The organism is Hydrogenophaga luteola (assembly GCF_042648585.1).
Taxonomy (GTDB): domain Bacteria; phylum Pseudomonadota; class Gammaproteobacteria; order Burkholderiales; family Burkholderiaceae_C; genus Hydrogenophaga; species Hydrogenophaga luteola.
In genome coordinates this window covers 599,765-620,276 of sequence record NZ_JBHRXX010000007.1, presented here as the reverse complement: position 1 = coordinate 620,276, position 20,512 = coordinate 599,765, and the positions used below count along the sequence as shown (strand labels likewise).

Sequence of the window (20,512 nt, the reverse complement as noted above, 5' to 3'; positions counted from 1 at the left end):
CGGCGACCACCCGCTGCGCCCGCTCAGGCGGGTGCCGCCTGGCGAAGTGTCTTCACCAGCAGGTCGTGCAGACCGTCCACCGCCTTGTTGCCGCGCGACTCTCGGCTGCGGTAGACGCCCACCTCCATCGGCGTCAACGGTCCCAGGCCGTGCTCGGCGCCCAGCACCTGCAGGTGCGGCGGCGCGCTGCACTGCGTGAGCACGGCCACGGCCAGGCCGCTGTCCACCGCCGCGATCTGGCCGGCCAGACTGGAGCTGTTGTAGACCACCTTGTAGCGCCGCCCCTGCTGCGCCAGCGACTGGATGGCGCCGCGCCGCGCGAGGCTGGCTTCCTCGTACACCGCGATCGGCAGCGGATCGCGCCGCCACAGCTCGAACTGCGCCGAGCCGACCCAGACCATGGGTTCGTGGAACAGCAGGGTGCCGCGCCGCGCGTGGTCGCGCGAGACCAGTGCCAGGTCCAGTTCGCCGCGCGCCACGCGCGGGATCAGCGATGGCGACTGCTCGCAGTGCAACTCGATCTCCACCCCGCTGTGCTTGGGCGCGAAGCGCTTGAGCACCGGCGTGAGGTACTTCGCGGCGTAGTCGTCGGGCACGCCCAGGCGCACGCGGCCGGTCAGTTCGGCACCGTACAGCGCGGCCTGGGCCTCGGCCTGCAGATCCAGCATGCGCCGCGCATAGCCCAGCAGGGTCTGGCCATCGGGCGTGAGCTGCAGCTTGCGCGGCCCCCTTTCCAGCAGGCGCCTGCCCACAGCGTCTTCCAGCTTCTTGAGCTGCATGCTCACCGCCGACTGCGAGCGGTGCACCTCGCCCGCCGCGGCCGACAGCGAACCGGCGTCCACCACCGCCACAAAGCACTTGAGCCAGTCGATCTGCAGATCCTGCGGTGTCATGGACGGCGTCCTTTCATGCGGTTATCGAATGGAAACGATGTGAATTTTGCGCTTTTCGGGATTCATGAAACCCGGCACAGTCTCGTCCCATGACAGCTTCTGACGACGTTCTTGCACAAAGCGCCCTCACCCGCCCGCTGGTGTGGTCGGGCTTCCGGCAGATGGTGCCGATCTCCTTGTTCGTGCTGGTGTTCGGCGCAGCCTTTGGCCTCGCAGCCCTGCAGCATGGCCTGGACACCCCGTGGGCGGTGCTGATGAGTTCGGCCGTGTTCGCCGGCGCGGCGCAGTTCGCGGTGCTGGACCTGTGGGGACCGCAGGTGCCGCTGCTGCCCCTGGCGCTGACTGTGTTCGCCATCAACGCGCGCCACCTGCTGATGGGCGCCACGCTCTACCCCTGGCTGCGCCAGCTGCCGCCTGCGCAGCGCTATGGCGTGATGGCGCTGGTCTCGGACTCCAACTGGGCGCTGAGCATGCAGGCCCTGGGCCGAGGGCAACCGGGTCTGGGCCTGCTGCTGGGCGGCGGGCTGGCGCTGTGGGTGTTCTGGATCGTGGGCACCGTGCTGGGCACGCAGGTGGGCAGCCTGATCGCCGACGCGCGGCGCTGGGGCCTGGACATGGTGATGGGTTGTTTCCTGCTCGCCATGGTGGTGGGCGGCGAGAAGAACCTGCGCATGCTGCTGATCTGGGTGGTAGCGGCCGGCGCCTCGATCGCAGCGTTTCGCTGGTTGCCGGAGAACAGCCATGTGGTGACAGGCACGCTGGCCGGCGGCCTGCTGGGCCTGCTGTGGAAGGAAGAGAACGATGAGCGTTGAACCCTCGGGCTGGGGCCCGCTGCTGATCGTCGCCGTGATGGCCTTGGTGACCCTGGCCACCCGCTGGGGCGGCGTGTTTGTCATGTCCTACGTGCCCATCGGACCGCGCCTGCGGCGCTTCATCGCGGCCATGTCGGGCTCGGTGCTGGTGGCCGTGCTGGCGCCACTGGCCGCGCAGGGCGACCTGGGTGCCCGCGCAGCACTGGCCACCACGGCGGTGGTGATGCTGGTGCTCAAGAAGCCGCTGCCGGCGATTGCGGCCGGGATCGCCGCCGCTGCGCTCTTCAGGCAGTTCTGAGCGCGCTCACTGCTTGAGGATCAGCGGCGCGATCTGTTCGACGTAGTACTTCACCGCGGGCAGCGTCAGGTGCCCGTAGTCGAAGCTCAGGGGCTCGGCGGAACCGGGCTCCATGCGCGTGAGGCAGCCCTGGCGGTTGCAGAAGTAGTCCATGCCGGAGATGAACTCGATGCCCATGGCCGCGGCGCGTTTGCGCATCTCGGCGGTGGCGGCCTTGACGTGGGGGTCGAGGTACTCGTCGCCCAGGCGAAGCGGAATGCGCTGCTGCTCGCGCCACACCTTCAGCAGCAGCTTGGGCAGGTCTTCGCGCCAGTAGGGGACAGCGCCGAGCAGCACGATGCGCTTGACGCCTGCCTTCTTGAGCTCGGCCACGGTGGGCTCCAGGCCCGAGGTGTCCTTGTAGCGGCCCTTGACCTTGCCTTCGTGCCACCACGCATAGAGCACGACGATGTCCGGCTTGGTCTCGCGGATGACGCGGATGGTGTCGTCGTTCAGGCTCTTGCACAGCGGGCGCGGGTCGATGCCCAGGATGGGCGGGCAGATGGCCGCGGTGCGCTCGCCCAGGCCGAAGCTGTACTTGCCGCTGTCCTGCAGCGCCTTGAAGCCCGGGTAGAGCGAGCCGGCGTGCGAGTCGCCCCAGACGAACACCAGCGGGCGCTTCTGTTCGACGCAGAAGGGCTTGTAGTGGCTGGCCGGCAGCTTGTAGTCCAACATGCAGTCGCCATCGCGCCAGCCTTCGATGATGGCGGGCCGGCCTCCCTTGGACGAGAGCGTCTTGAGCAGGGCCTGGATCTGTTCGGGCGTGCCGTCCTGCGCCGGCTGGTTGGCCGCCAGGCGCTGCAGCCGCTCGGGCTGGCCGTCCTGCTTGTAGATGGTGAAGCCGGTCAGGCCGGTCATGGCCACCCCGGCACTCAGCGCCACGGTGGTGAAGCGCCACTGGCGCCAGTGGCCGAAGCGGATCGGCGTTTCCACCAGCCGGTAGGTCAGCCAGGCCAGCAGCACGGCCAGCAGCACCCAGCCCGCCTGGTGCAGCGCCGGCGGCACGCCACCGTTTTCGATGTGCGGGTAGGCCAGCAGCGGCCAGTGCCAGAGGTAGAGCGGGTAGCTGATCAGGCCGATCCAGACCATGGGTTTGCTCGACAGCACGTAGCGGTTGAACCAGCCGCGCGGGCCGGCGGCGATCAGCAGGCAGGTGGCCAGGGTGCCGGCAAAGGCCCAGCCGCCCGGGAAGCGCCGCTCGGGGTCCAGCTTGATCATGACCGCGGCCATCAGCACCACACCCGCGGTCGAGAGCCATTGCACCCGGGCCCCGGCATGCTGCACTTTGGTGCCCGGCGCCGGGCGGCTGGCCGCCAGGAAGGCGCCCATCATCATTTCCCAGAAGCGGCCCAGCGGGTTGTAGAAGGACGGGTTCGGATCGTCGAGGCGCACCAGCCAGAGGTTGAACGCCAGCGAGGCCAGCAGCAGGGCCGCGATCCAGATCCGCTTGGGCTGGCCCACGCGGTGCAGCACCACCAGCACCAGCGGCCAGAACATGTAGAACTGTTCTTCAATAGCCAGCGACCACAGGTGGAGCAGCGGCTTCTCGACCGCCGAGGCGTCGAAGTACCCCGCCTCCTGCCAGAACGCGAAGTTGGAGACGAAGAAGCTGCCCGCCAGTGCGTGTTTGCCCACGGCCTTGTATTCCAGCGGCGAGAGCACGAACCAGCCGTAGCCCAGCGTGAACGCAAGCACCAGGAACAGGGCCGGGAAGATGCGCTTGACGCGGCGCGCGTAGAAGTCCGCGAAGCTGAAGCGGTTGCGGGCCAGGTTGTCCAGAATGATCGAGCTGATGAGGTAGCCCGAGATCACGAAGAAGATGTCCACACCGATGAAGCCGCCCGGAAACAGCTCGGGAAACGCGTGGTGGATCACGACGGCAGAAACGGCAATGGCGCGCAGGCCATCGATGTCGGAACGGTAGTTCTCTGCGTGCGGCAGGTGGGACATGTAACAGGATCGGGGAACAACAGGGGGCGCAGCATCCTAACAAAGGCCGCCCGCTCACCCGGGCCGCAGGGCCTCCCGCGCCGCAGCCACCATCCGCTGGGTCAGCCCGTCGAGCAGGCCAGACGCGGCCCGCGCGGTCTGCCAGTACAGCGGCACGTCCAGCGGCGTGCCGGACACCAGTTCCACCAGCGAGCCGTCGGCCAGCTGGGGCGCGACCATGCCCTGCGGGAACATGCCCCAGCCCATGCCGGCCAGCGCGGCGGTGACGAAGGCGTGCGACGAGGGCAGCGTGTGCCGCGGCAGCTCCACATGGCGGTGGCACAGGCGCCGCACCCAGCTGGCCTGCAGCTCGTCCTTGGTGTTGAACAGCAGGCTGGGCGCCTGGGCCAGGCTGCCCGCGCCCACACCCTGGGCGAAGTGCCGCGCCACGAACGTTGGACTGGCGGCGGCCACATAGCGCATCACGCCCAGCGGCTGGCTGTTGCAGCCGGTGGCGGGCCGCGCGGTGCCGGTGACGGCGGCCACCACCGCGCCGGTGCGCAGCCATTCGGCCGTGTGGTCCTGGTCGTCCACGCTCAGCTCGACCAGCACCGGCGCCTCGGCCGCGAACGCCGCCAGCGCGGGCGCGAACCAGGTGGCCAGGCTGTCGGCGTTGACGGCCACGGGCAGGTGGACCCGCGCCCCACCCTCGGGCGCCATGGCGGGCAGCGCGTCGGTCAGCTCCGCCTCCAGGAGGCGCACGCGGTCCATGTGCTGGCACATGCGGCGGCCGGTGTCGGTGGGCCGGCAGGGCTGGCCTCGCACCACCAGGGCGCAGCCCACGCGCTCCTCCAGCAGGCGGATGCGCTGCGAGATCGCCGAGGGCGTGACGTGCAGCGCGCGCGCCGCGCGGTCGAAGCTGCCCTCTCGCACCACAGCGGCCAGGGCGTTGAGGGCGGCGTAGTCCAGCATGGATTCAGTCTTTCTTAAGCAGATGAAGGAAAGACAGTTTGTCTTCATCTTTCGGCACTGGCAAGCTGGCGCCATGTTGTCCACCTCCTTCTCCCAGGCGCTGCCCGTGTTCATGCAGGGTCTGGTGCTCTGTTTTGGTCTCATCGTTGCCATCGGCGCGCAGAACGCCTTCCTCCTGCGCCAGGGGCTGCGGCGCGAGCATGTGGTGCCGCTGGTGCTGTTCTGCGCACTCGCCGATGCCCTGTTGATCAGCGCTGGCGTGCTGGGCATGGCCCAGGCGCTGGGGGCACACCCCGGGTTCGCGCAGGCCATGGCGCTGGCCGGGGCGGCGTTCCTGGCCTGGTATGGCTGGCAGGCGCTGCAGCGGGCGCGTCACGCCAGCCAGCTGCAGGCGGCCGACGGCGGCCCGGGCCTGAGCCGCGGCGCCGCGCTGGCCCAGGTGGCCGCGTTCACCCTGCTCAACCCGCACGTCTACCTGGACACGGTGATGCTGATGGGCAGCATCGGTGCCCAGCAGCCGGCCGGCCTGCGCGGCTGGTTCATCGCCGGAGCCAGCATCGCCAGCCTGGTCTGGTTCTGCGGCCTGGGCTTCGGTGCGCGCTGGCTGGCGCCGCTGTTTGCGAAGCCCCGCGCCTGGCAGGTGCTGGACGGTCTGATCGGCTTGACCATGTGGACGCTGGCGGTGCTTCTGCTGCAGCATGCCTTGGCACCAGCCAGCGTCTGAGGACCGGCGCAGAATCTTCTCCTCCTGTCGTATGCAAGCCTTGGTGCCATGTACCTGCCCGCCGCCTTTCAAGAACAACGCCCCGAAGCCCTGCACGCCCTCATGCGGACCCATCCGCTGGGCACCCTGGCCACGCACGGCCCCGACGGGCTGGACGCGAACCACATTCCCTTTGAACTCGACCCCGCCGCCGGCCCGCACGGCCTGCTGCGCGCCCACGTGGCGCGCGCCAACCCGGTGTGGCAGCAGGCGGCCGACACCGAGGTGCTGGTGGTCTTCCAGGCCGCCGACGGCTACATCTCGCCCAACTGGTACCCGAGCAAGCCCGAACACCACCGGCATGTGCCCACCTGGAACTACGCGGTGGTGCACGCCCATGGCGTGCTGCGCGTGCGCGACGACGAGCGCTTCCTGCGCGGGCTGGTGGCGCGGCTGACGCGAGAACACGAGGCGCGCTCGCAGCAGCAGAAGCCCTGGAAGATGGGCGACGCACCCACCGACTACATCGACGGCCTGCTCAGGGCCATCGTCGGCCTGGAGATTCAAATCACCCGGCTGGTGGGCAAGTACAAGCTCGGCCAGAACCGCGAGGCGCGCGACCGGCTTGGCGCGGCGGCAGGTCTGGAAGGTCTAGGGAATGCGGAGGCCGCGAAGGCCATGCGCGAGGCGGGAGAAGCTCAGTCCCTGTCCGGCGCGCCCAGCGGAAAGAGCGACCGGTAAGGCCGCGCTTCGTCCACCGCTCGTGCGAACGACGGGCGTGCCAGCAGGCGCGCACGGTAGGCGCGCAGCAGCGGGTGTGTTTCGGCAATCGGATGCACCCAGTCGGCGTAGAACAGCGAGGGCGCAGCTGCACAGTCGGCCAGCGTGAATTCGTCTCCAGCGGCCCAGGTCTTGCCGGCGAGGTGCCCTTCGAGCCAGACGTAGGCCCGCTCCAGCCGCTCGCTGGTGATGGCCCGCCCCTTGTCGACCGTCATCGGGTAGCGCTGCAGCGCGGTGTCCACCGCCAGCTGCACCGCGCTCATCACGTACAGATCGAAATACCGGTCGAGAAAGCGCACGTCCAGCGCGGCGATCGGATCTGCGGGCAGCAGCGGCACGGGGCCGGGGTGGGCCAGTTGCAGGTATTCGATGATCAGGCTGGTCTCGACGATCTGGCGCTCGCCGTCCACCAGCAGCGGGAACCGGGCGATCGGCCAGCGCCGCAACCAGTCGACTGTGTGCTCGGGCGTGTCGGGCCCGATGCAGCGGAATTCAAACGCTGTGCCGTTCTCGTACAGGGCGACGAGCGCCTTCTGTGTGTACGAGGAGAAGGGATGACCGTAGAGAGCGAGCGGCATGGTGTGACCTGTGAAGGACGACCGTCGGTGGAGGGCCTGCGCCGCCACTGTAGCGGAGCGGGCGCGACGCACACCTGTTCACCCTGTCGGTCGCAGGACAGCCCGGCGAAGTGTTCAGCCCCACAATCGGATCGGTGAGAACCCGCCACTTCGCGCAGCTCGTCGCACTCTCGGCCCTCTGGGGCGCTTCCTTCATGTTCATCCGCATGGCCGTGCCGGTCATGGGGCCCTGGGTACTGGCCGCCGGCCGGGTCGGCCTGGCCGCCCTGACCCTGGCGCTGCTGATGTCGGTGCTGCGGCACGCCTGGCCCTGGAAGGAGTGGCGCATGCTCGCGGTGATGGGGCTGCTGTCCGTCGCCGCACCGTTCATGCTCTATGCCTGGGCCGGCCTGTACCTGCCGGCGGGCTACAGCGCCCTGCTCAACACCACGGCCGTGCTGTTCGGCACGCTGTCATCGGCCTGGTTCAAGGAAGACACGCTGACCGCGCGCAAGCTGCTGGGCTGCCTGATCGGCTTCATCGGGGTCGGCCTCATCGTGCGGCTGGGGCCCGTGCCGCTGGACGGCACCACCCTGGTCGCAGCCCTGGCCTGTGTCTGCGCCGCCGCCTGCTACGGTATGGCCACGCCGGTGATGAAGCGCGCCACCGCGCGCATGCAGCCGCTGTCCATAGCCGCGGGCATCCACGTGATGGCGCTGGTGCTGGTGCTGCCGGGCGCGGCCTGGCAGTGGCCCGAGGCCCGCTTCACACCCGGCACGCTGGCGGCCATGGCGGTGCTGGGCATCGTCACCTCGGGCCTGGCCTACTGGGCGCACCTGCGCATCATCCGCAACGTGACGCCGGTGGCCGCCATGAGCCCGGTGTTCATGATCCCGGTGTTCGGCGTCGCCTGGGGCCACCTGTTCCTGGGCGAGGCGCTGTCGCCGGGCATCTTCGTCGGCGGCGCCCTGGTGCTGGTGGCCTCGGCGCTGGTGACCGGCTTCAACCCGCTGCGCCGCATCTTCGGGGTGACAGACCCGGCGCCCTGAACGGCCTCGCGGAATCGGCGTACGGCAGGGCTTGCCTCACCCTGGCACCTCCGTGTCGTGAGCCGACATCACCCGGGTGGTGTCCATGAACAGCTCGGCACAGACCCCACGCAACCAGCGGTTGGCCGGGTCGTGCTGAAAGCGCGCGTGCCAATGTTGCTTGACCACAAAGGTGGGGATCGGCACTGGACACGGCAGCACCTGCAGCCCCGCTGACCGGGCCAGGGTTTCGCCGATCTGGCGGGGCAGCGTCGCCAGCAGGTCGGTGGTGGACACGATGCCCACATGGGCCTCGCGCCGGCTACGAGATTGCCGAGATCGAGGCCACCGCGGTGGCCGCGGTGCAGGAGGCCATGGACGTGGCCGCCGCCAGCGGCGTGACGCTCAGCTTCACCGACCCGCAGATCCAGGCGCGCGGCATGCTGGCGGAGCAGCAGCACCAGCGCGCCCATGCAACGTGTCGCGCCCGACCTGGGCCAGCACAACGCCGAAGTGGCCGCCAGCCTGGGCTACAGCGCCGCCGACATCGCCACGCTGCAAACCGACGGCGTGCTGTTCTCTAGATAGAGAGACACCATGTCAGACGCCCACGCCGTCATCGGCAACCCCATCGGTCACACCAAGTCGCCCCTGATCCACGGCCTGGTCGCAGAGGCCACCGGACAGGACATGGTCTATACAGCCATCGAAGGGCGCATTGGCCAGTTCGAGGCCGACATGGACGCCTTCCGCTCCACCGCCGGGCGCGGCATGAATGTGACCGCACCGCTCAAGCTCGACGCTTTTGCCTGCGCCACCGAGGCCTTTGTCTGGTGGCGCGGCGTGCGGCCCGACACACACGGCGTCATCGACCGCCTGACCGTGCCCCTGGTCTGAACGAACCGCCGGCCGAAGTCGCCACATGAACCACCTGACCCTATACTGCCGGAATGAACGAACCAGTACATTCTCGGAGACAGGCGGTTCGCGGCAAGGCCCAGGACGCCAGGACCCCCACCCGCACCAACGACCCCGAACGGACCATGGCCAACATCCTCGAGGTGGCCATGAAGGAGTTCGCAGAGAAGGGACTGGCGGGCGCGCGCATCGACGAAATCGCCGACGAGACGCACACCTCCAAGCGCATGATCTACTACTACTTCCAGAGCAAGGAAGGCCTGTACCTGGCCGCGCTGGAAGAGGCCTACCGACGGGTGCGCACCACCGAGAGCGAGCTCAAGCTCGACGACCTCGACCCCGAAGCCGCGCTGCGGCGGCTGGTGGAGTTCACCTTCGACCACCACGCGGGCAACGAGCCCTACATCCGCATGGTCATGTCGGAAAACATCAACCGCGGCCAGTTCCTGGCCCAGAGCAAGAGCATCCAGGCGCTCAACCTCAAGGCCATCTCGGCCATCGAGAAGCTCTACGCGCGTGGCGTCGAACAAGGCATCTTCCGCCCCGGCCTGGACCCGATCGACATCCACGCCTCGATCTCGGCGCTGTCGTTCTTCAACGTCTCCAACCGCCACACCTTCGGGCTGATCTTCAAGCGCGACTACGCATCGCCCACGATCGCCACGCACCGCCGCGCGTCCATCGTGGAGATGGTCGTGCGGTTTGTGAAGAAGTAGAAGCCCCCCTGCGCCGCTGCGCCCTGGAATGGGCGCCTAGGGAAATCCCTGATACATGAAAAACTAACCAGTTCGTACATTACAAACTCCAACGATTCGGAGACACCTCTTGGTCCAGAAACTCATCAACGGCTATTGCCGGCTGCTGGCCGTGCTCATGGTCCTGTCGCTGGCCGCGATGGTGGTCATGGTGTTCGGCAACGTGGTCATGCGCTACGGCTTCAATTCCGGCATCACCCTCTCGGAAGAGCTTTCGCGCTGGCTGTTCGTGTGGATGACCTTCCTGGGCGCGGTGGTCGCCATCAACGAACGCGGCCACCTGGGCACCGACTCGCTGATCGCGCGGCTGCCGGTGGTGGGCCAGAAGTTCTGCCTGGGCCTGTCGCTGCTGCTGATGCTGTTCATCTGCTGGCTGATCTTCAAGGGCTCGTTGGAGCAGACCAAGATCAACTGGGACTCCACCAGCGCCGTCATGGAGACCTCCATGGGCTACTTCTACGCCAGCGGCGTTGTCTTCGCCGTGCTGGCCGCTCCCATCCTGCTGCTGAACCTGGTGCGCCTGCTCACCGGCCAGATGTCCGACAACGAACTGATCGGCATCCGGGAGTCGGACGACATGCCGCACGGCAACCCGCACCCCTGATCAGCGCCAGGAGACATTCCCATGACCATTGCGATCTTCCTGAGCTCCCTCATCGCCGCCATGATGATCGGCGTGCCAATCTCGTTCTCGCTGCTGCTGTGTGGCGCCGCGCTGATGTGGCACCTGAACATGTTCGACGCACAGATCCTGGCGCAGAACCTGATCGAAGGCTCCAACAGCTTCCCCCTGCTGGCCGTGCCCTTCTTCATGCTGGCCGGGGAGATCATGAACGCCGGCGGCCTGTCCAAGCGCATCGTGGCCTTCGCCATGTCGCTGGTCGGCCATGTGCGCGGCGGCCTGGGCTACGTGGCCATCATGGCCGCGGTCATCATGGCCTCGCTCTCGGGCTCGGCCGTGGCCGACGCCGCGGCGCTCGCCGCCCTGCTCCTGCCCATGATGCACACCGCCGGCCACGACAAGGCACGCTCGGCCGGCCTGCTCTCGGCCGCGTCCATCATCGCGCCCATCATCCCGCCCTCGATCGGCTTCGTGATCTTCGGCGTGGCGGCCAACGTGTCCATCTCCAAGCTGTTCATGGCCGGCATCGTGCCGGGCGTGCTGCTGGGCGCGGCGCTGTGCCTGACCTGGTGGTGGGTGGCGCGCAAGGAAAACGTGACGCCGCCGCCCCGCAAGACCCGCGCCGAAGTGTTCCATGCGCTGCGCGACGCGCTCTGGGCGCTGGGCCTGCCGGTCATCGTGGTGGTGGGCCTGAAGTTCGGTGTGTTCACGCCGACCGAAGCCGCCGTGGTGGCCGCCGTCTACGCGCTGTTCATCTCGCTCGTGGTCTACCGCGAACTCAAGATCAGCCAGCTCTATGGCCTGTTCCTGGCCGCCGCCAAGACCACGGCGGTCATCATGTTCCTGGTGGCCGGCGCCATGGTCTCGGCCTGGCTGATCACGGTGGCCCAGCTGCCGGCCCAGCTGGTGGAGTTGCTGCAGCCCCTGCTGGACAGCCCCACCCTGCTGATGTTCGCGATCATGATTCTGGTGATCGTGGTGGGCACGGCGATGGACATGACCCCCACGATCCTGATCCTCACCCCGGTGCTGATGCCCATCATCAAGGCCGCCGGCATCGACCCGGTCTACTTCGGCGTGCTGTTCGTGATGAACAACGCCATCGGCCTGATCACTCCGCCCGTGGGCACCGTGCTCAACACCGTGGCCGGCGTCGGCAAGATCAGCATGGACGACGTCACCCGCGGTGTCTGGCCTTTCATGATCGCCCAGTTCGCGCTGATGTTCCTGATGGTGCTGTTCCCCCAGATCGTGCTGGTGCCGCTGGGCTGGTTCTACGGCTGACCAACCCCGATTTCCACACCCTTGCCCGGAACGGGCACGCCAAGGCAAGGGCATTCTTCCACCTGCGTCCCACCTCTGATCGCCGGAGACAACCATGAAACGTCTGTTCATCAAGACCCTCGTCGCCACCGCCGCCCTGGCCACCGTCGGCATCGCCGCTGCGCAGGACAAGGTCATCAAGTTCGCCAACCAGAACGCCGCGGGTCACCCCATCGTGCAGGGCATGGAGAAGTTCGCCGAAATCGTCGCGGCCAAGTCGGGCGGCAAGATCAAGGTCAACGTGTTCCCCGGCGGCCAGCTGGGCAGCGACCAGGCCAACGTCTCGGCCCTGCAGGGCGGCACGCTGGAGATGGCCTCGATGAACTCGGGCATCTTCGCCAGCCAGGTCAAGGACTTCGCCGTCTTCGACCTGCCGTTCATGTTCGCCAACGGAAAGGAAGCCGACGCAGTGGTCGACGGCCCCTTCGGCCACAAGCTGCACGCCAAGCTGGAAGAGAAGGGCCTGGTCGGCCTGGGCTACTACGAACTCGGCTTCCGCAACATCACCAACAGCAAGCGCCCCATCACCAAGGTGGAAGACATCGCAGGCCTGAAGCTGCGCGTGATCCCCAATCCGATCAACGTCGACTGGGTCAAGGCCCTGGACGCCAACCCGACGCCCCTGCCCTTCCCCGAGCTGTACGCCGCGCTGGAGCAGAAGGCCGTGGACGGACAGGAAAACCCGGTCGCCACCATCTGGGGCGCCAAGCTGCACGAAGTGCAGAAGTACATGACCCTGACCAACCACCAGTACAACCCGCAGTCGGTGGTGATCAGCAAGAAGTTCTGGGACACCCTGTCGGCCGACGAGAAGAAGATCATCAGCGACGCCGTGGCCGAGTCGGCCAAGTTCCAGCGCACCCAGGCCCGCGCTTCGGTGGCCAGCACGCTGGACAACCTGAAGAAGGCCGGCATGACCGTCTCCGAACTGGCCCCCGGCGAGCAGGTCAAGCTGGTCGAGAAGATGAAGCCGGTGATCACCAAGCACGCCGGTGCCGTGGGCGAAGCCACGGTCTCCGAGCTGCTGGCCGAACTCGCAAAAGCCAGGAAGTGATGCATGAGCCGGGCGCTCCGGCGCCCGGTTTATGCTCGCCGGTCACCTTCACCCGCCTCTCTCTGCCATGAAAAAAATCCTCATCCTCAACGGCCCCAACCTCAACCTGCTGGGACAGCGCGAGCCCGCGCAGTACGGCTACACGACGCTGGCCGATGTGGAGGCCTTCTGCAAGGCGCATGGCGAGCAGATCGGCTACGAGGTGGAGTGCTTCCAGAGCAACTGGGAAGGCGCACTGATCGACAAGATCCACGAGTACGGCCGCCTGTACAAGGCCGGCGAGGTGCTGGGCGTGGTCATCAACCCCGGCGCGCTCACCCACACCTCGATCGCCCTGCACGACGCCATCAAGGGCGTGGACCCGATGCCGGTGATCGAGTGCCACATCTCCAACGTGCATGCGCGCGAGGAGTTCCGCCACCACTCCTGGGTTTCGCCCGCCGCCGCCGGCATCGTGGTCGGCTTCGGAGTGGACGGCTACCTGGTGGCCATGGACGGCCTGGTGCGCAAGTTCGTGAATTCTGCCGCCACGAAAAAGCCCTGATCCCCCGGTCCGCAGCGTCCTGAACGTCTGCGGGTTTTCCCGCAAACTGCGCGATTAACGAACACAAACGACCGCTGAACAAACAGAACAAGCTCGTCAGACCGCCCGTTTTGCGCCCCGCGCTCCTACAGTCCCGCCCATCATGATCAACGGCCTCACCGAACTCATCGCCCACATCGGCTACCCGACGCACACGTTCAAGTCGCCGATGATCTACAACCCCTTCTTCGAGAAGCACGGGATCAACGCGGTGGTGGTGCCCTTCGGCTGCAAGCCCGAGGACTACCCCGCCTTCCTCAAGAGCGTCTTCACGCTCACCAACATCCGCGGCGCACTCATCACCATGCCGCACAAGGTGGTCACCGTCGGTCTGCTGGACGAGGTCACACCCACCGTGAAGGTGGCTGGCGCGTGCAACGCCGTCAAGCGCCTACCCGATGGCCGCCTGGTGGGCGACCAGTTCGATGGCGCCGGCTTCGTGCGCGGCGTGCTGCGCAAGGGCCTTAAGCTGGATGGCGCACGCGTGCTGGTGGTGGGCAGTGGCGGCGTGGGCTGCGCCATCGCCGCCTCGCTGGCCGGTGCAGGCATTGCCCACATCAGCCTGTACGACGTGAACACCGCCTCGGCCGAGGCCCTGGGCCAGCGCATCCGCGACAACTACCCCGCCATCGACGTGAAGACGGGCAACAACGACCCGGCCGGCTTCGACCTGGTCGTCAACGCCACGCCCATGGGCATGAACGAAGGCGATCCGCTGCCGCTGGATGTCTCGCGCCTGGACGCCAGCACCTTCGTCGGCGAGGTGGTGATGCGCACCGAGATGACCGCCTTCCTCACCGCCGCCGCAGCCAGAGGCTGCAAGGTGCAAGTGGGTTCCGACATGCTGTTCGAGATGATTCCCGCCTATCTGGAATACTTCGGGTTTACCACTACGACTGCCGAAGAACTGCGCTCCGTGGCCCGTCTGAGCTACTGACGCGTGAGCGGGGTCTGCCGACATCCATGGACCCCCACTATCCCCACCCCGGCCGGGGCATTGCCCTGGCCATCCTTGCCACCGCCTGTTTCGCCCTGCTCGACACCACCAGCCAGTATGTGGGCGGCGTGGTGCCGGTGATGATGGCCGTGTGGCTGCGTTTCGTGGTGCAGGCCGGGATGACCGCCGCCATGCTCTGGCCCAGCCAGGGCCGTTCGCTGTTCGTCACCCGGGCACCGTGGTGGCAGCTGCTGCGCGGCGCGCTCATGGTCACCTCGGGCACCGTCGCCTACATCAGCCTGCAGCACGTGCCGGTGGGCGAGTTCACCGCGATCCTCATGCTCGTGCCGCTGGTCATCACCCTGCTGGCCGCCGTGTTGTTGCGCGAACACGTGAGCGCGCTCACCTGGCTGCTGGTGGCCGGAGGCCTCACCGGCGCATTGATCGTCGTGCGCCCCAAGGGCAGCGACCTGAACATCGGCATGTTCCTGCCACTGCTGCTGGTGGTCATCAACGCGCTCTACCAGATCGTCACCAGCAAGATGGTCAAGACCGAAGACCCCGGCACCATGCACTTCTACACCGGACTGACCGGCCTGGTGTTCGGCACGGTGGCCCTGCCCTGGAGCTGGGCGCCGATGCAGGACCCGATGCTCTGGCTGCTGGTGGGCCTGATCGGCGTGTTCGGCTCGCTGGGCCACTATTTCATGATCAAGGGCTACCAGAAGGCGCCGGCCTCGCGCATCACGCCCTACATGTACACCCAGATCGCCTTCGCCACACTGGCCGGCTGGGTGGTGTTCGGCTACGCGCCCGACGTGTGGACGGTGCTGGGCATCGCGCTGATCGCGGTGTGTGGCGTGCTGGGCGTGCGGGCGAGATAAGTCTCACGTCAGCGCTGGAAGGCCGGCACAGCCCCATCGAGCAGTTCTCGAACCATGGTAGCGGTCAAGGGCTTGGTCACATACCCCTTGATGATGTCCATGGACTGAGCCCGGTCCCAATCTGCTGGTGACCCCGAAGAGGTGAGCATGACCAACACCAGACTGGGTTTGTTACCAATCAGCGGCGCCGCCTCTTCGGCCATCTCGAAGCCGGACATCAATGGCATGTTGATGTCCAAGAAGATGCAGGTGGATTGGCTCAGGTCATCAGTGCGAAAGAACTCCAGTGCCTCGAGACCGCTCATGAAAACCAGCACCTCGCCCGAAAACCCGGCCCGCCGGATCATGATCTCGTGAAAGACGTTGTCCGCTTCGTTGTCGTCGATCAGGACAATCCGTTCGAATCGTGTCATGTGGATGCAGAGGAAGTTGGAAGAGAACCGGCGGACGAAAGCTCCACCTCGAAACAGCTGCCGGCCCCCACTTGCGACATGACATGGATGCGCCCCTGGTGCAGATCGACGATGCGACGGCAGATGGACAGGCCCAGGCCTGAGCCTGCGAAGTCTCGCTTGTTGTTCAGTCGCGTGAACAGGTCGAAGATCCTCTCCGTCTGGTCCTCGGGTATGCCGATGCCGTTGTCGAGCACCCGCAGGCTGGTGCGCCCATCGGACCTGGCAAGTGTTTCGATGCGCACCACCGGCAAACGATCCCGGGGACAAAACTTGATGGCGTTGGCCACAAGGTTTTGCATCAGGATGCGCAACAACGTGGCATCCCCCATCACCGGCAGGAGCTCGGACACTTCAATCAAGGCACCCGACTGGTCGATCGAGGACCGCAGGTCGTCCTGCACGTGGCGGGCCAGCACATTGATATCCACCGGGGAAAAGCCCATCGCGTGTCGGTCAAGCACCAGAAGCTCGACCAGATCTTCAAGCAGCACCTTGATCCGCTGGCTGCCGTCCAGGACGAAGTTCAGATAGCGGCTTGCAGCAGGCGAGGCCGACATTTGCGGGTCCTCGGCCAGCAGCCCGGCGAAGTTGCTGATCGTGTTGATCGGCTCCCTCAAGTCGTGCGAGACGATGTGAATGAACCGCTGCAGTTCCAGCGCCTTGTGTTCAAGCTGCTCCACAGTAGCCTGCAGGCGCACTTCGCGCTGACGCAGTTTCTCGATGTCATGAGCCCGCACCACCACCCCAGAAACCTCGCCCGAAGCGCTTCGCACCGGCAGATAGCTGACCTGGACTGTGCGCGGCCCCGTGCCAGGAAAATCGATCAGTGCCTCATAGGCCACCTCCTGCCCCGCCAGCGCATGGTCAAAATGTCCCTTGACCACGTCCTGAAACAGCCGTTCACCCATGAGCTCCGGGATGCGGCGACCAATGATCTCGGATTCTGATCTGGCCCAGTACTCCAGGTAGCACCGGTTGACATAGCGGTAGCGGTAATCGGCGTCGACGAAAGACAGCAAGTCCAGACCGGCCGCCGTCAGGGCTGCCTGGATCTCCGACTCGCGAGCGACCGCCTTGGCTCTCTCTGCTTCCTGCGCGCGTCGCTGCGCATCGTGCTCTATCAAGGTCATCACCAGCTTGGCCAGCGACTGCAGGGAAGACTGCTGCGCCTCACTGATGGTTCTTGACCTCCGATCAATGACGCAGACCGTACCGAGTGCATGACCATCTCCGCTCACGATCGGAGCCCCGGCGTAGAAGCGGATGTCTGGATGTCCGATGACCAAAGGGTTGTCGTGAAAGCGCCGGTCCAGCTCGGCGTTCTCCACCACCATCACCTGGTCAGGGGTGTGAATGGCGTGAGCACAAAAGGCCACTTCCCGCGGCGTCTGGACCTCGTCCAACCCCACGCGCGACTTGAACCACTGACGGTTCTCGTCGACCAGCGAGATCAGTGCGATGGGGGTTTCGCAGATGGCCGAAGCCAGCGCGGTAATGTGGTCGAAGGCCTCTTCGGGCAGTGAATCGAGCACACCGAGGCTTCTCAGCTGTGCGATTCGGCGGGCTTCATCGGGGATGGGCGGTGCAGCTTCCATGAGGGCAACGGTGGAGGGCGGCCCTTTATCCCACAAAGTGCCGTTTCACTGTTGGCCGGAAAACGCTGTGATGCCAGGCCGCAACAAGGGCTCCGTCCCTGTGTGGTAATCCACACGGAGCCCATCGACCTTCCGAATCACCGGGCAATCTTGCGTTCCACCTCGGCCACCCGGCCCGCGTGGAAGCGGATGACGGTCAGCGTCTGTGGGTCCCGGGGATGGGGAAAGTAGGTCCAGGACTTTTCCTCGGGCTGGCCGCGCACGGCGCGGTGCACGGCCTCGTGGTCGGGCGGACCGATCTTCAGCACCACCTCGCCCTCCCCCATGCCCTGGCGGATGAACTTGCGCTCGGCGGCGTCGGGTTCTGCCGACACGGCGGACGCGCTGGCCAGCGCCAACAGGGCCAGTGCGGTGAGTTTCCGGACGTTCATCGTTCGCTCCTTCAGCGGGTTCAGCAGCGCCCGGCCGCGCGCAGCAGCGCGTTGCACTCGGGGCCTGCGGCCTTGGGCGCTGCGGCGGGCGCACTGCCCTTGCTGCCCACCATGGCGGTGCAGATGGCGTCGGAGTGCGGGGTCTGCCCGAAGCTCATCGCCTTCTGGAAGCCGGTGACGCCGTAGAGGTAGCAGCGGTAGGCCGCGCCGTCGCGGGTCTGCACGCTGTAGTTGATGCGGCCGCCGGTTTCTTCCGACCGGTCACTGATGGTGAACTGGCCCACGGTGCGGCCGATGGCCTGCGCGGTGCGCTGCTCCAGGCCGCTCTGGTCGATGGTGGCGGCGCAGCCGGTGAGCAAGGCCAGGACGGCGGCGGCAGGGACGATGGATCGAAGGTGCATCAAAGGCTCCAAGGGTGGGCAAGGTTCATCGGACAAAACAGTTGTCGGCGGGCACGGTGGCCAGGCTGGCCGCCACCGCCGACAGCGTGGGCTGGATGCTCGGTATCTCGTCGCCCAGCAGGCACAGCAGCGGCGGCGAGCGCAGCGCCCAGATGGCGCCGTGGCGCGTGCCGATGACGGTGCGGTACACGCCCCAGTGCGCGGCCACGCCGGCGCCCGCCTCGGATCGGTCGAAGCTCAGCGTGCCCAGCTTGGACGGGCCGGTCAGGCGCCCGCCGCCGGCGCATTCGCTGCCGCCAAAGGTGAACACGCCTTCGTAGTAGTCCAGCGTGTTCGCACCGGTGACGCGGGCGCGCAGCATCTTCTTGTACGACTGGCCGCCGGTGGCCACGCAGCCCTTCTGCACCCAGTCTCCGGCCAGCGCGTTGAGGGAGGCCGAGGGCGTCTCCCCGCCCGCGCCGCCGTCGGGCGTGTCGTCGCCTCCCCCGCCGCCGCAGGCCCCCAGGGCCAGGGCGGAGAGCACCACCAGAGCGGTGGCGGAGCGGCGTGCAAAGCCGGGCAGCGGGCGAAGGCGTGGCATGAAACAGCTCCTGTGGTGATCGAGAAGAAAAAAGCGCGGACGAAAGCCCCCCGGCAGGGCGACCGGCGCCCCGCCCGGAACGGGTGGGTGGTGGTGAAAAGCGGAGGAACTCAGCCCGGCTTGCGGGCCACGATGAAGACGCGGATGTCTTTGCCCCTGGTGCCGTGGCGCTCGACCGCCTCGATCTCCAGGCCCTGGCGGACCATCGCGGCCTGCAGCGTGTCTGCATCGAACAGCAGCACGTGGGGCGCCTTGCCGATGGCCTGCATCACCGGAATCGCCAGCCAGCGGATCAGCGGGTTCATCTCAGCCACACAGGCCGTCTTGGAAATCAGCCGGCCGCCAGGCTTCAAGGCCTGCACCACGCGCGCCAGCGCGCCGTCCAGGTCGCTCACCAGGTGCAGCAGGTTGAAGGCCAGCACCGCGTCGTACTCGCCCGGGCCGATCGCCGGCGCGTCGGCGTCGGCCAGCGCAAACGCCAGCTGCGGGATGGGCTCAGCCGCCAGCTTCTCGCGGGCGATGGCGATCATGCCGGCCGACACGTCGGTGGCCAGCAGCCGCCGCGTGAACGGCGCCAGCCGCAGCGCGGTGCTGCCGGTGCCGCAGCCGATCTCCAGCACGTTCATCTCGGCCGTCAGCAGGCCCTGCACGCGCCGCAGCGTGGCCTCGTAACCCGGCATGTCGGCAATCGGGTCGGCCGCGTACTTGCGAGCGATGCGGTCCCAGAAACGGGCCTTGCGGGACACCGCGTCGCCGCTCTGCGGCGGCTGTTGGGAGTCGATGGAGGGGGTGGTGGACAGCGGCATGACCGGCATCCTATCCATGCACAGGCCCGATAGGAACTGCGGTAAATTGCAGCGAACATATACGTAAACGCATGAACAACCTCGACTGGAACCAGCTCAAGGCCTTCCTTGAAACCGCCGAAACCGGCTCGCTCTCGGCCGCCGCACGCAAGCTGGGCCTGACCCAGCCCACGCTCAGCCGCCAGGTGGCCGCGATCGAACAGCGCATGGGCGTGACCCTGTTCGAGCGGGTGGGCAAGAGCATGGTGCTCACCCCCACCGGTATGGACCTGCTGGAGCACGCGCGCGCCATGGGCGCGGCCGCCGATGCGCTGAGCCTGGCCGCCACCGGCCGCTCGCAGGCCCTGGGCGGCGTGGTCTCGGTCTCGGCCAGCGACGCGGTCGCCGCCATGCTGCTGCCGCCGCTGGTCAAACAGCTGCGCGAGCAGGAGCCGGGCATCGCTGTCGAGGTGATCCCATCCAACGCGCTGAGCGACCTGCTGCGCCGCGAGGCCGACATCGCCGTGCGCCACGTCAAGCCCGAGCAGCCGGAGCTGATCGCCCGTTTCATCCGCGAAGCCACGGCCTATTTCTATGCGTCGGAAGCCTGGGTGAAGACCCACGGCCACCCGCGCAGCGCCGACGACGCCGCCCACCTGCCCTTTGTCGGCTCCGACCGCCAGGGCCGCTACCTGGGCTACCTGCGCATGCACGGCTTGAACCTGAGTGAAGCCAACTTCAGCTGCTACGCCGACCACACCGTGGCGCACTGGGCGCTGGTGCAACAGGGCCTGGGCATCGGCGCGATGATGGAAGAGATTGCCCGCGACACGCCGGGCATGGTCCGCGTGCTCGACGACCTGCCGCCCATCCGGTTCCCGGTCTGGCTGGTGACGCACCGGGAGTTGCGTACGTCGAGGAGGATTCGGGTGGTGTTTGAGGCGTTGGCGGAGGGGTTGGGGTGATGTCAAAAAAAGGCTGGTTGTGCCACTGCAAGTGGCATATGACCTCCATCCGCCACACTGCCGGTAAGTCCAGGGTCTGGTGCCTCCCTGCTCTCGGCGGTGTGCGAGACTGCGGAGATGTAGAGGTGGACCACGCGGTTGAAAGAACCGGCTTGATGCACGTAAACCTTTGATCTGACCTTAGTTCTTGAGATTCTCATGACCCAAACACCC

At 67.0% G+C, this 20,512-nt stretch carries 23 protein-coding genes and 2 pseudogenes; 14 read left to right on the top strand and 11 right to left on the bottom strand.

The window, feature by feature from the left end; translation table 11 throughout:
* Positions 1 to 23: 23 nt before the first annotated feature.
* A complete protein-coding gene (locus tag ACFOPI_RS17730; RefSeq protein WP_382176668.1) occupies positions 24 to 893 on the bottom strand; it encodes a LysR family transcriptional regulator in 870 nt (289 codons plus the stop codon).
* 89 nt (positions 894 to 982) lie between these two features.
* Between ACFOPI_RS17730 and ACFOPI_RS17725 the strand changes: the two genes are divergently transcribed.
* Together ACFOPI_RS17725 and ACFOPI_RS17720 are read left to right on the top strand one after the other, a co-directional pair.
* Entirely contained in the window at positions 983 to 1,705 is a 723-nt protein-coding gene (locus ACFOPI_RS17725) for an AzlC family ABC transporter permease (RefSeq protein WP_382176666.1), read from the top strand.
* Complete coding sequence (locus ACFOPI_RS17720) at positions 1,695 to 2,003, top strand: AzlD family protein (RefSeq protein ID WP_382176663.1); 309 nt, start codon at positions 1,695 to 1,697, stop codon at positions 2,001 to 2,003. Before ACFOPI_RS17725 ends, ACFOPI_RS17720 begins: the two co-directional genes overlap by 11 nt.
* 6 nt (positions 2,004 to 2,009) lie before the next feature.
* Here ACFOPI_RS17720 and ACFOPI_RS17715 read toward each other — a convergent pair whose 3' ends face one another.
* Together ACFOPI_RS17715 and ACFOPI_RS17710 are read right to left on the bottom strand one after the other, a co-directional pair.
* Positions 2,010 to 3,992, bottom strand: a complete 1,983-nt coding sequence (locus ACFOPI_RS17715; RefSeq protein ID WP_382176660.1) for an acyltransferase family protein — start codon at positions 3,990 to 3,992, stop codon at positions 2,010 to 2,012.
* A 54-nt stretch (positions 3,993 to 4,046) separates the two neighbouring features.
* Positions 4,047 to 4,943, bottom strand: coding sequence for a LysR family transcriptional regulator ArgP (locus ACFOPI_RS17710; protein WP_382176657.1), 897 nt, complete (start codon positions 4,941 to 4,943; stop codon positions 4,047 to 4,049).
* Between the two features lie 73 nt (positions 4,944 to 5,016).
* On the opposite strand from ACFOPI_RS17710, the gene ACFOPI_RS17705 reads away from it, so the two are divergent.
* A complete protein-coding gene (locus ACFOPI_RS17705; RefSeq protein WP_382176654.1) occupies positions 5,017 to 5,667 on the top strand; it encodes a LysE/ArgO family amino acid transporter in 651 nt (216 codons plus the stop codon).
* A gap of 48 nt (positions 5,668 to 5,715) precedes the next feature.
* Positions 5,716 to 6,387 carry an FMN-binding negative transcriptional regulator gene (locus ACFOPI_RS17700; protein WP_382176651.1) on the top strand — a complete coding sequence of 224 codons (672 nt, stop codon included), beginning with the start codon at positions 5,716 to 5,718 and terminating at the stop codon, positions 6,385 to 6,387.
* On the opposite strand, the gene ACFOPI_RS17695 is transcribed toward ACFOPI_RS17700, so the two are convergent.
* Positions 6,345 to 7,004, bottom strand: coding sequence for a glutathione S-transferase family protein (locus ACFOPI_RS17695; RefSeq protein WP_382176649.1), 660 nt, complete (start codon positions 7,002 to 7,004; stop codon positions 6,345 to 6,347). The genes ACFOPI_RS17700 and ACFOPI_RS17695 overlap by 43 nt on opposite strands.
* 134 nt (positions 7,005 to 7,138) lie before the next feature.
* On the opposite strand from ACFOPI_RS17695, the gene ACFOPI_RS17690 reads away from it, so the two are divergent.
* Positions 7,139 to 8,032 (top strand): DMT family transporter, encoded by an 894-nt coding sequence (locus ACFOPI_RS17690; protein ID WP_382176646.1) that lies wholly within the window; start codon positions 7,139 to 7,141, stop codon positions 8,030 to 8,032.
* A 36-nt stretch (positions 8,033 to 8,068) separates the two neighbouring features.
* Here ACFOPI_RS17690 and ACFOPI_RS17685 read toward each other — a convergent pair.
* Positions 8,069 to 8,311, bottom strand: a pseudogene (locus tag ACFOPI_RS17685) (hypothetical protein); the annotation flags it as partial.
* Positions 8,312 to 8,608: 297 nt separating this feature from the next.
* Here ACFOPI_RS17685 and aroE point away from each other — a divergent pair.
* The 8 genes and pseudogenes from aroE to ACFOPI_RS17645 form a co-directional block, all read left to right on the top strand.
* Positions 8,609 to 8,833 (top strand): annotated as a pseudogene (gene aroE / locus ACFOPI_RS17680) (shikimate dehydrogenase); the annotation flags it as partial.
* A 221-nt stretch (positions 8,834 to 9,054) separates the two neighbouring features.
* On the top strand, positions 9,055 to 9,645 hold the full coding sequence (locus ACFOPI_RS17675; protein ID WP_382176644.1) for a TetR/AcrR family transcriptional regulator: 591 nt from the start codon (positions 9,055 to 9,057) through the stop codon (positions 9,643 to 9,645).
* A 109-nt stretch (positions 9,646 to 9,754) separates the two neighbouring features.
* Positions 9,755 to 10,288, top strand: a complete 534-nt coding sequence (locus ACFOPI_RS17670) for a TRAP transporter small permease (protein ID WP_382176641.1) — start codon at positions 9,755 to 9,757, stop codon at positions 10,286 to 10,288.
* A gap of 21 nt (positions 10,289 to 10,309) precedes the next feature.
* Positions 10,310 to 11,590, top strand: a complete 1,281-nt coding sequence (locus ACFOPI_RS17665; RefSeq protein ID WP_382176638.1) for a TRAP transporter large permease subunit — start codon at positions 10,310 to 10,312, stop codon at positions 11,588 to 11,590.
* Between the two features lie 94 nt (positions 11,591 to 11,684).
* Entirely contained in the window at positions 11,685 to 12,683 is a 999-nt protein-coding gene (locus ACFOPI_RS17660; RefSeq protein ID WP_382176635.1) for a TRAP transporter substrate-binding protein, read from the top strand.
* Positions 12,684 to 12,750: 67 nt separating this feature from the next.
* On the top strand, positions 12,751 to 13,227 hold the full coding sequence (aroQ, locus tag ACFOPI_RS17655) for a type II 3-dehydroquinate dehydratase (RefSeq protein ID WP_382176632.1): 477 nt from the start codon (positions 12,751 to 12,753) through the stop codon (positions 13,225 to 13,227).
* Positions 13,228 to 13,369: 142 nt separating this feature from the next.
* Positions 13,370 to 14,203, top strand: a complete 834-nt coding sequence (locus tag ACFOPI_RS17650) for a shikimate dehydrogenase family protein (RefSeq protein ID WP_382176629.1) — start codon at positions 13,370 to 13,372, stop codon at positions 14,201 to 14,203.
* Between the two features lie 26 nt (positions 14,204 to 14,229).
* The gene (locus tag ACFOPI_RS17645) at positions 14,230 to 15,087 is read left to right on the top strand and encodes a DMT family transporter (protein ID WP_382176627.1); all 858 of its coding nucleotides are present in this window, start codon (positions 14,230 to 14,232) and stop codon (positions 15,085 to 15,087) included.
* Between the two features lie 8 nt (positions 15,088 to 15,095).
* On the opposite strand, the gene ACFOPI_RS17640 is transcribed toward ACFOPI_RS17645, so the two are convergent.
* The 6 genes from ACFOPI_RS17640 to ACFOPI_RS17615 form a co-directional block, all read right to left on the bottom strand.
* On the bottom strand, positions 15,096 to 15,500 hold the full coding sequence (locus tag ACFOPI_RS17640) for a response regulator (RefSeq protein WP_382176625.1): 405 nt from the start codon (positions 15,498 to 15,500) through the stop codon (positions 15,096 to 15,098).
* Positions 15,497 to 17,137, bottom strand: coding sequence for a sensor histidine kinase (locus ACFOPI_RS17635; RefSeq protein WP_382176622.1), 1,641 nt, complete (start codon positions 17,135 to 17,137; stop codon positions 15,497 to 15,499). Before ACFOPI_RS17635 ends, ACFOPI_RS17640 begins: the two co-directional genes overlap by 4 nt.
* Before the next feature lie 137 nt (positions 17,138 to 17,274).
* Positions 17,275 to 17,568 carry a hypothetical protein gene (locus tag ACFOPI_RS17630; protein WP_382176621.1) on the bottom strand — a complete coding sequence of 98 codons (294 nt, stop codon included), beginning with the start codon at positions 17,566 to 17,568 and terminating at the stop codon, positions 17,275 to 17,277.
* A 20-nt stretch (positions 17,569 to 17,588) separates the two neighbouring features.
* Positions 17,589 to 17,969 (bottom strand): hypothetical protein, encoded by a 381-nt coding sequence (locus ACFOPI_RS17625; RefSeq protein WP_382176618.1) that lies wholly within the window; start codon positions 17,967 to 17,969, stop codon positions 17,589 to 17,591.
* Between the two features lie 25 nt (positions 17,970 to 17,994).
* The gene (locus ACFOPI_RS17620; protein WP_382176616.1) at positions 17,995 to 18,549 is read right to left on the bottom strand and encodes a hypothetical protein; all 555 of its coding nucleotides are present in this window, start codon (positions 18,547 to 18,549) and stop codon (positions 17,995 to 17,997) included.
* A 110-nt stretch (positions 18,550 to 18,659) separates the two neighbouring features.
* A complete protein-coding gene (locus ACFOPI_RS17615) occupies positions 18,660 to 19,355 on the bottom strand; it encodes a class I SAM-dependent methyltransferase (RefSeq protein ID WP_382176614.1) in 696 nt (231 codons plus the stop codon).
* Positions 19,356 to 19,426: 71 nt separating this feature from the next.
* Between ACFOPI_RS17615 and ACFOPI_RS17610 the strand changes: the two genes are divergently transcribed.
* Positions 19,427 to 20,299 (top strand): LysR family transcriptional regulator, encoded by an 873-nt coding sequence (locus tag ACFOPI_RS17610; protein WP_382176612.1) that lies wholly within the window; start codon positions 19,427 to 19,429, stop codon positions 20,297 to 20,299.
* Positions 20,300 to 20,512: the final 213 nt, after the last annotated feature.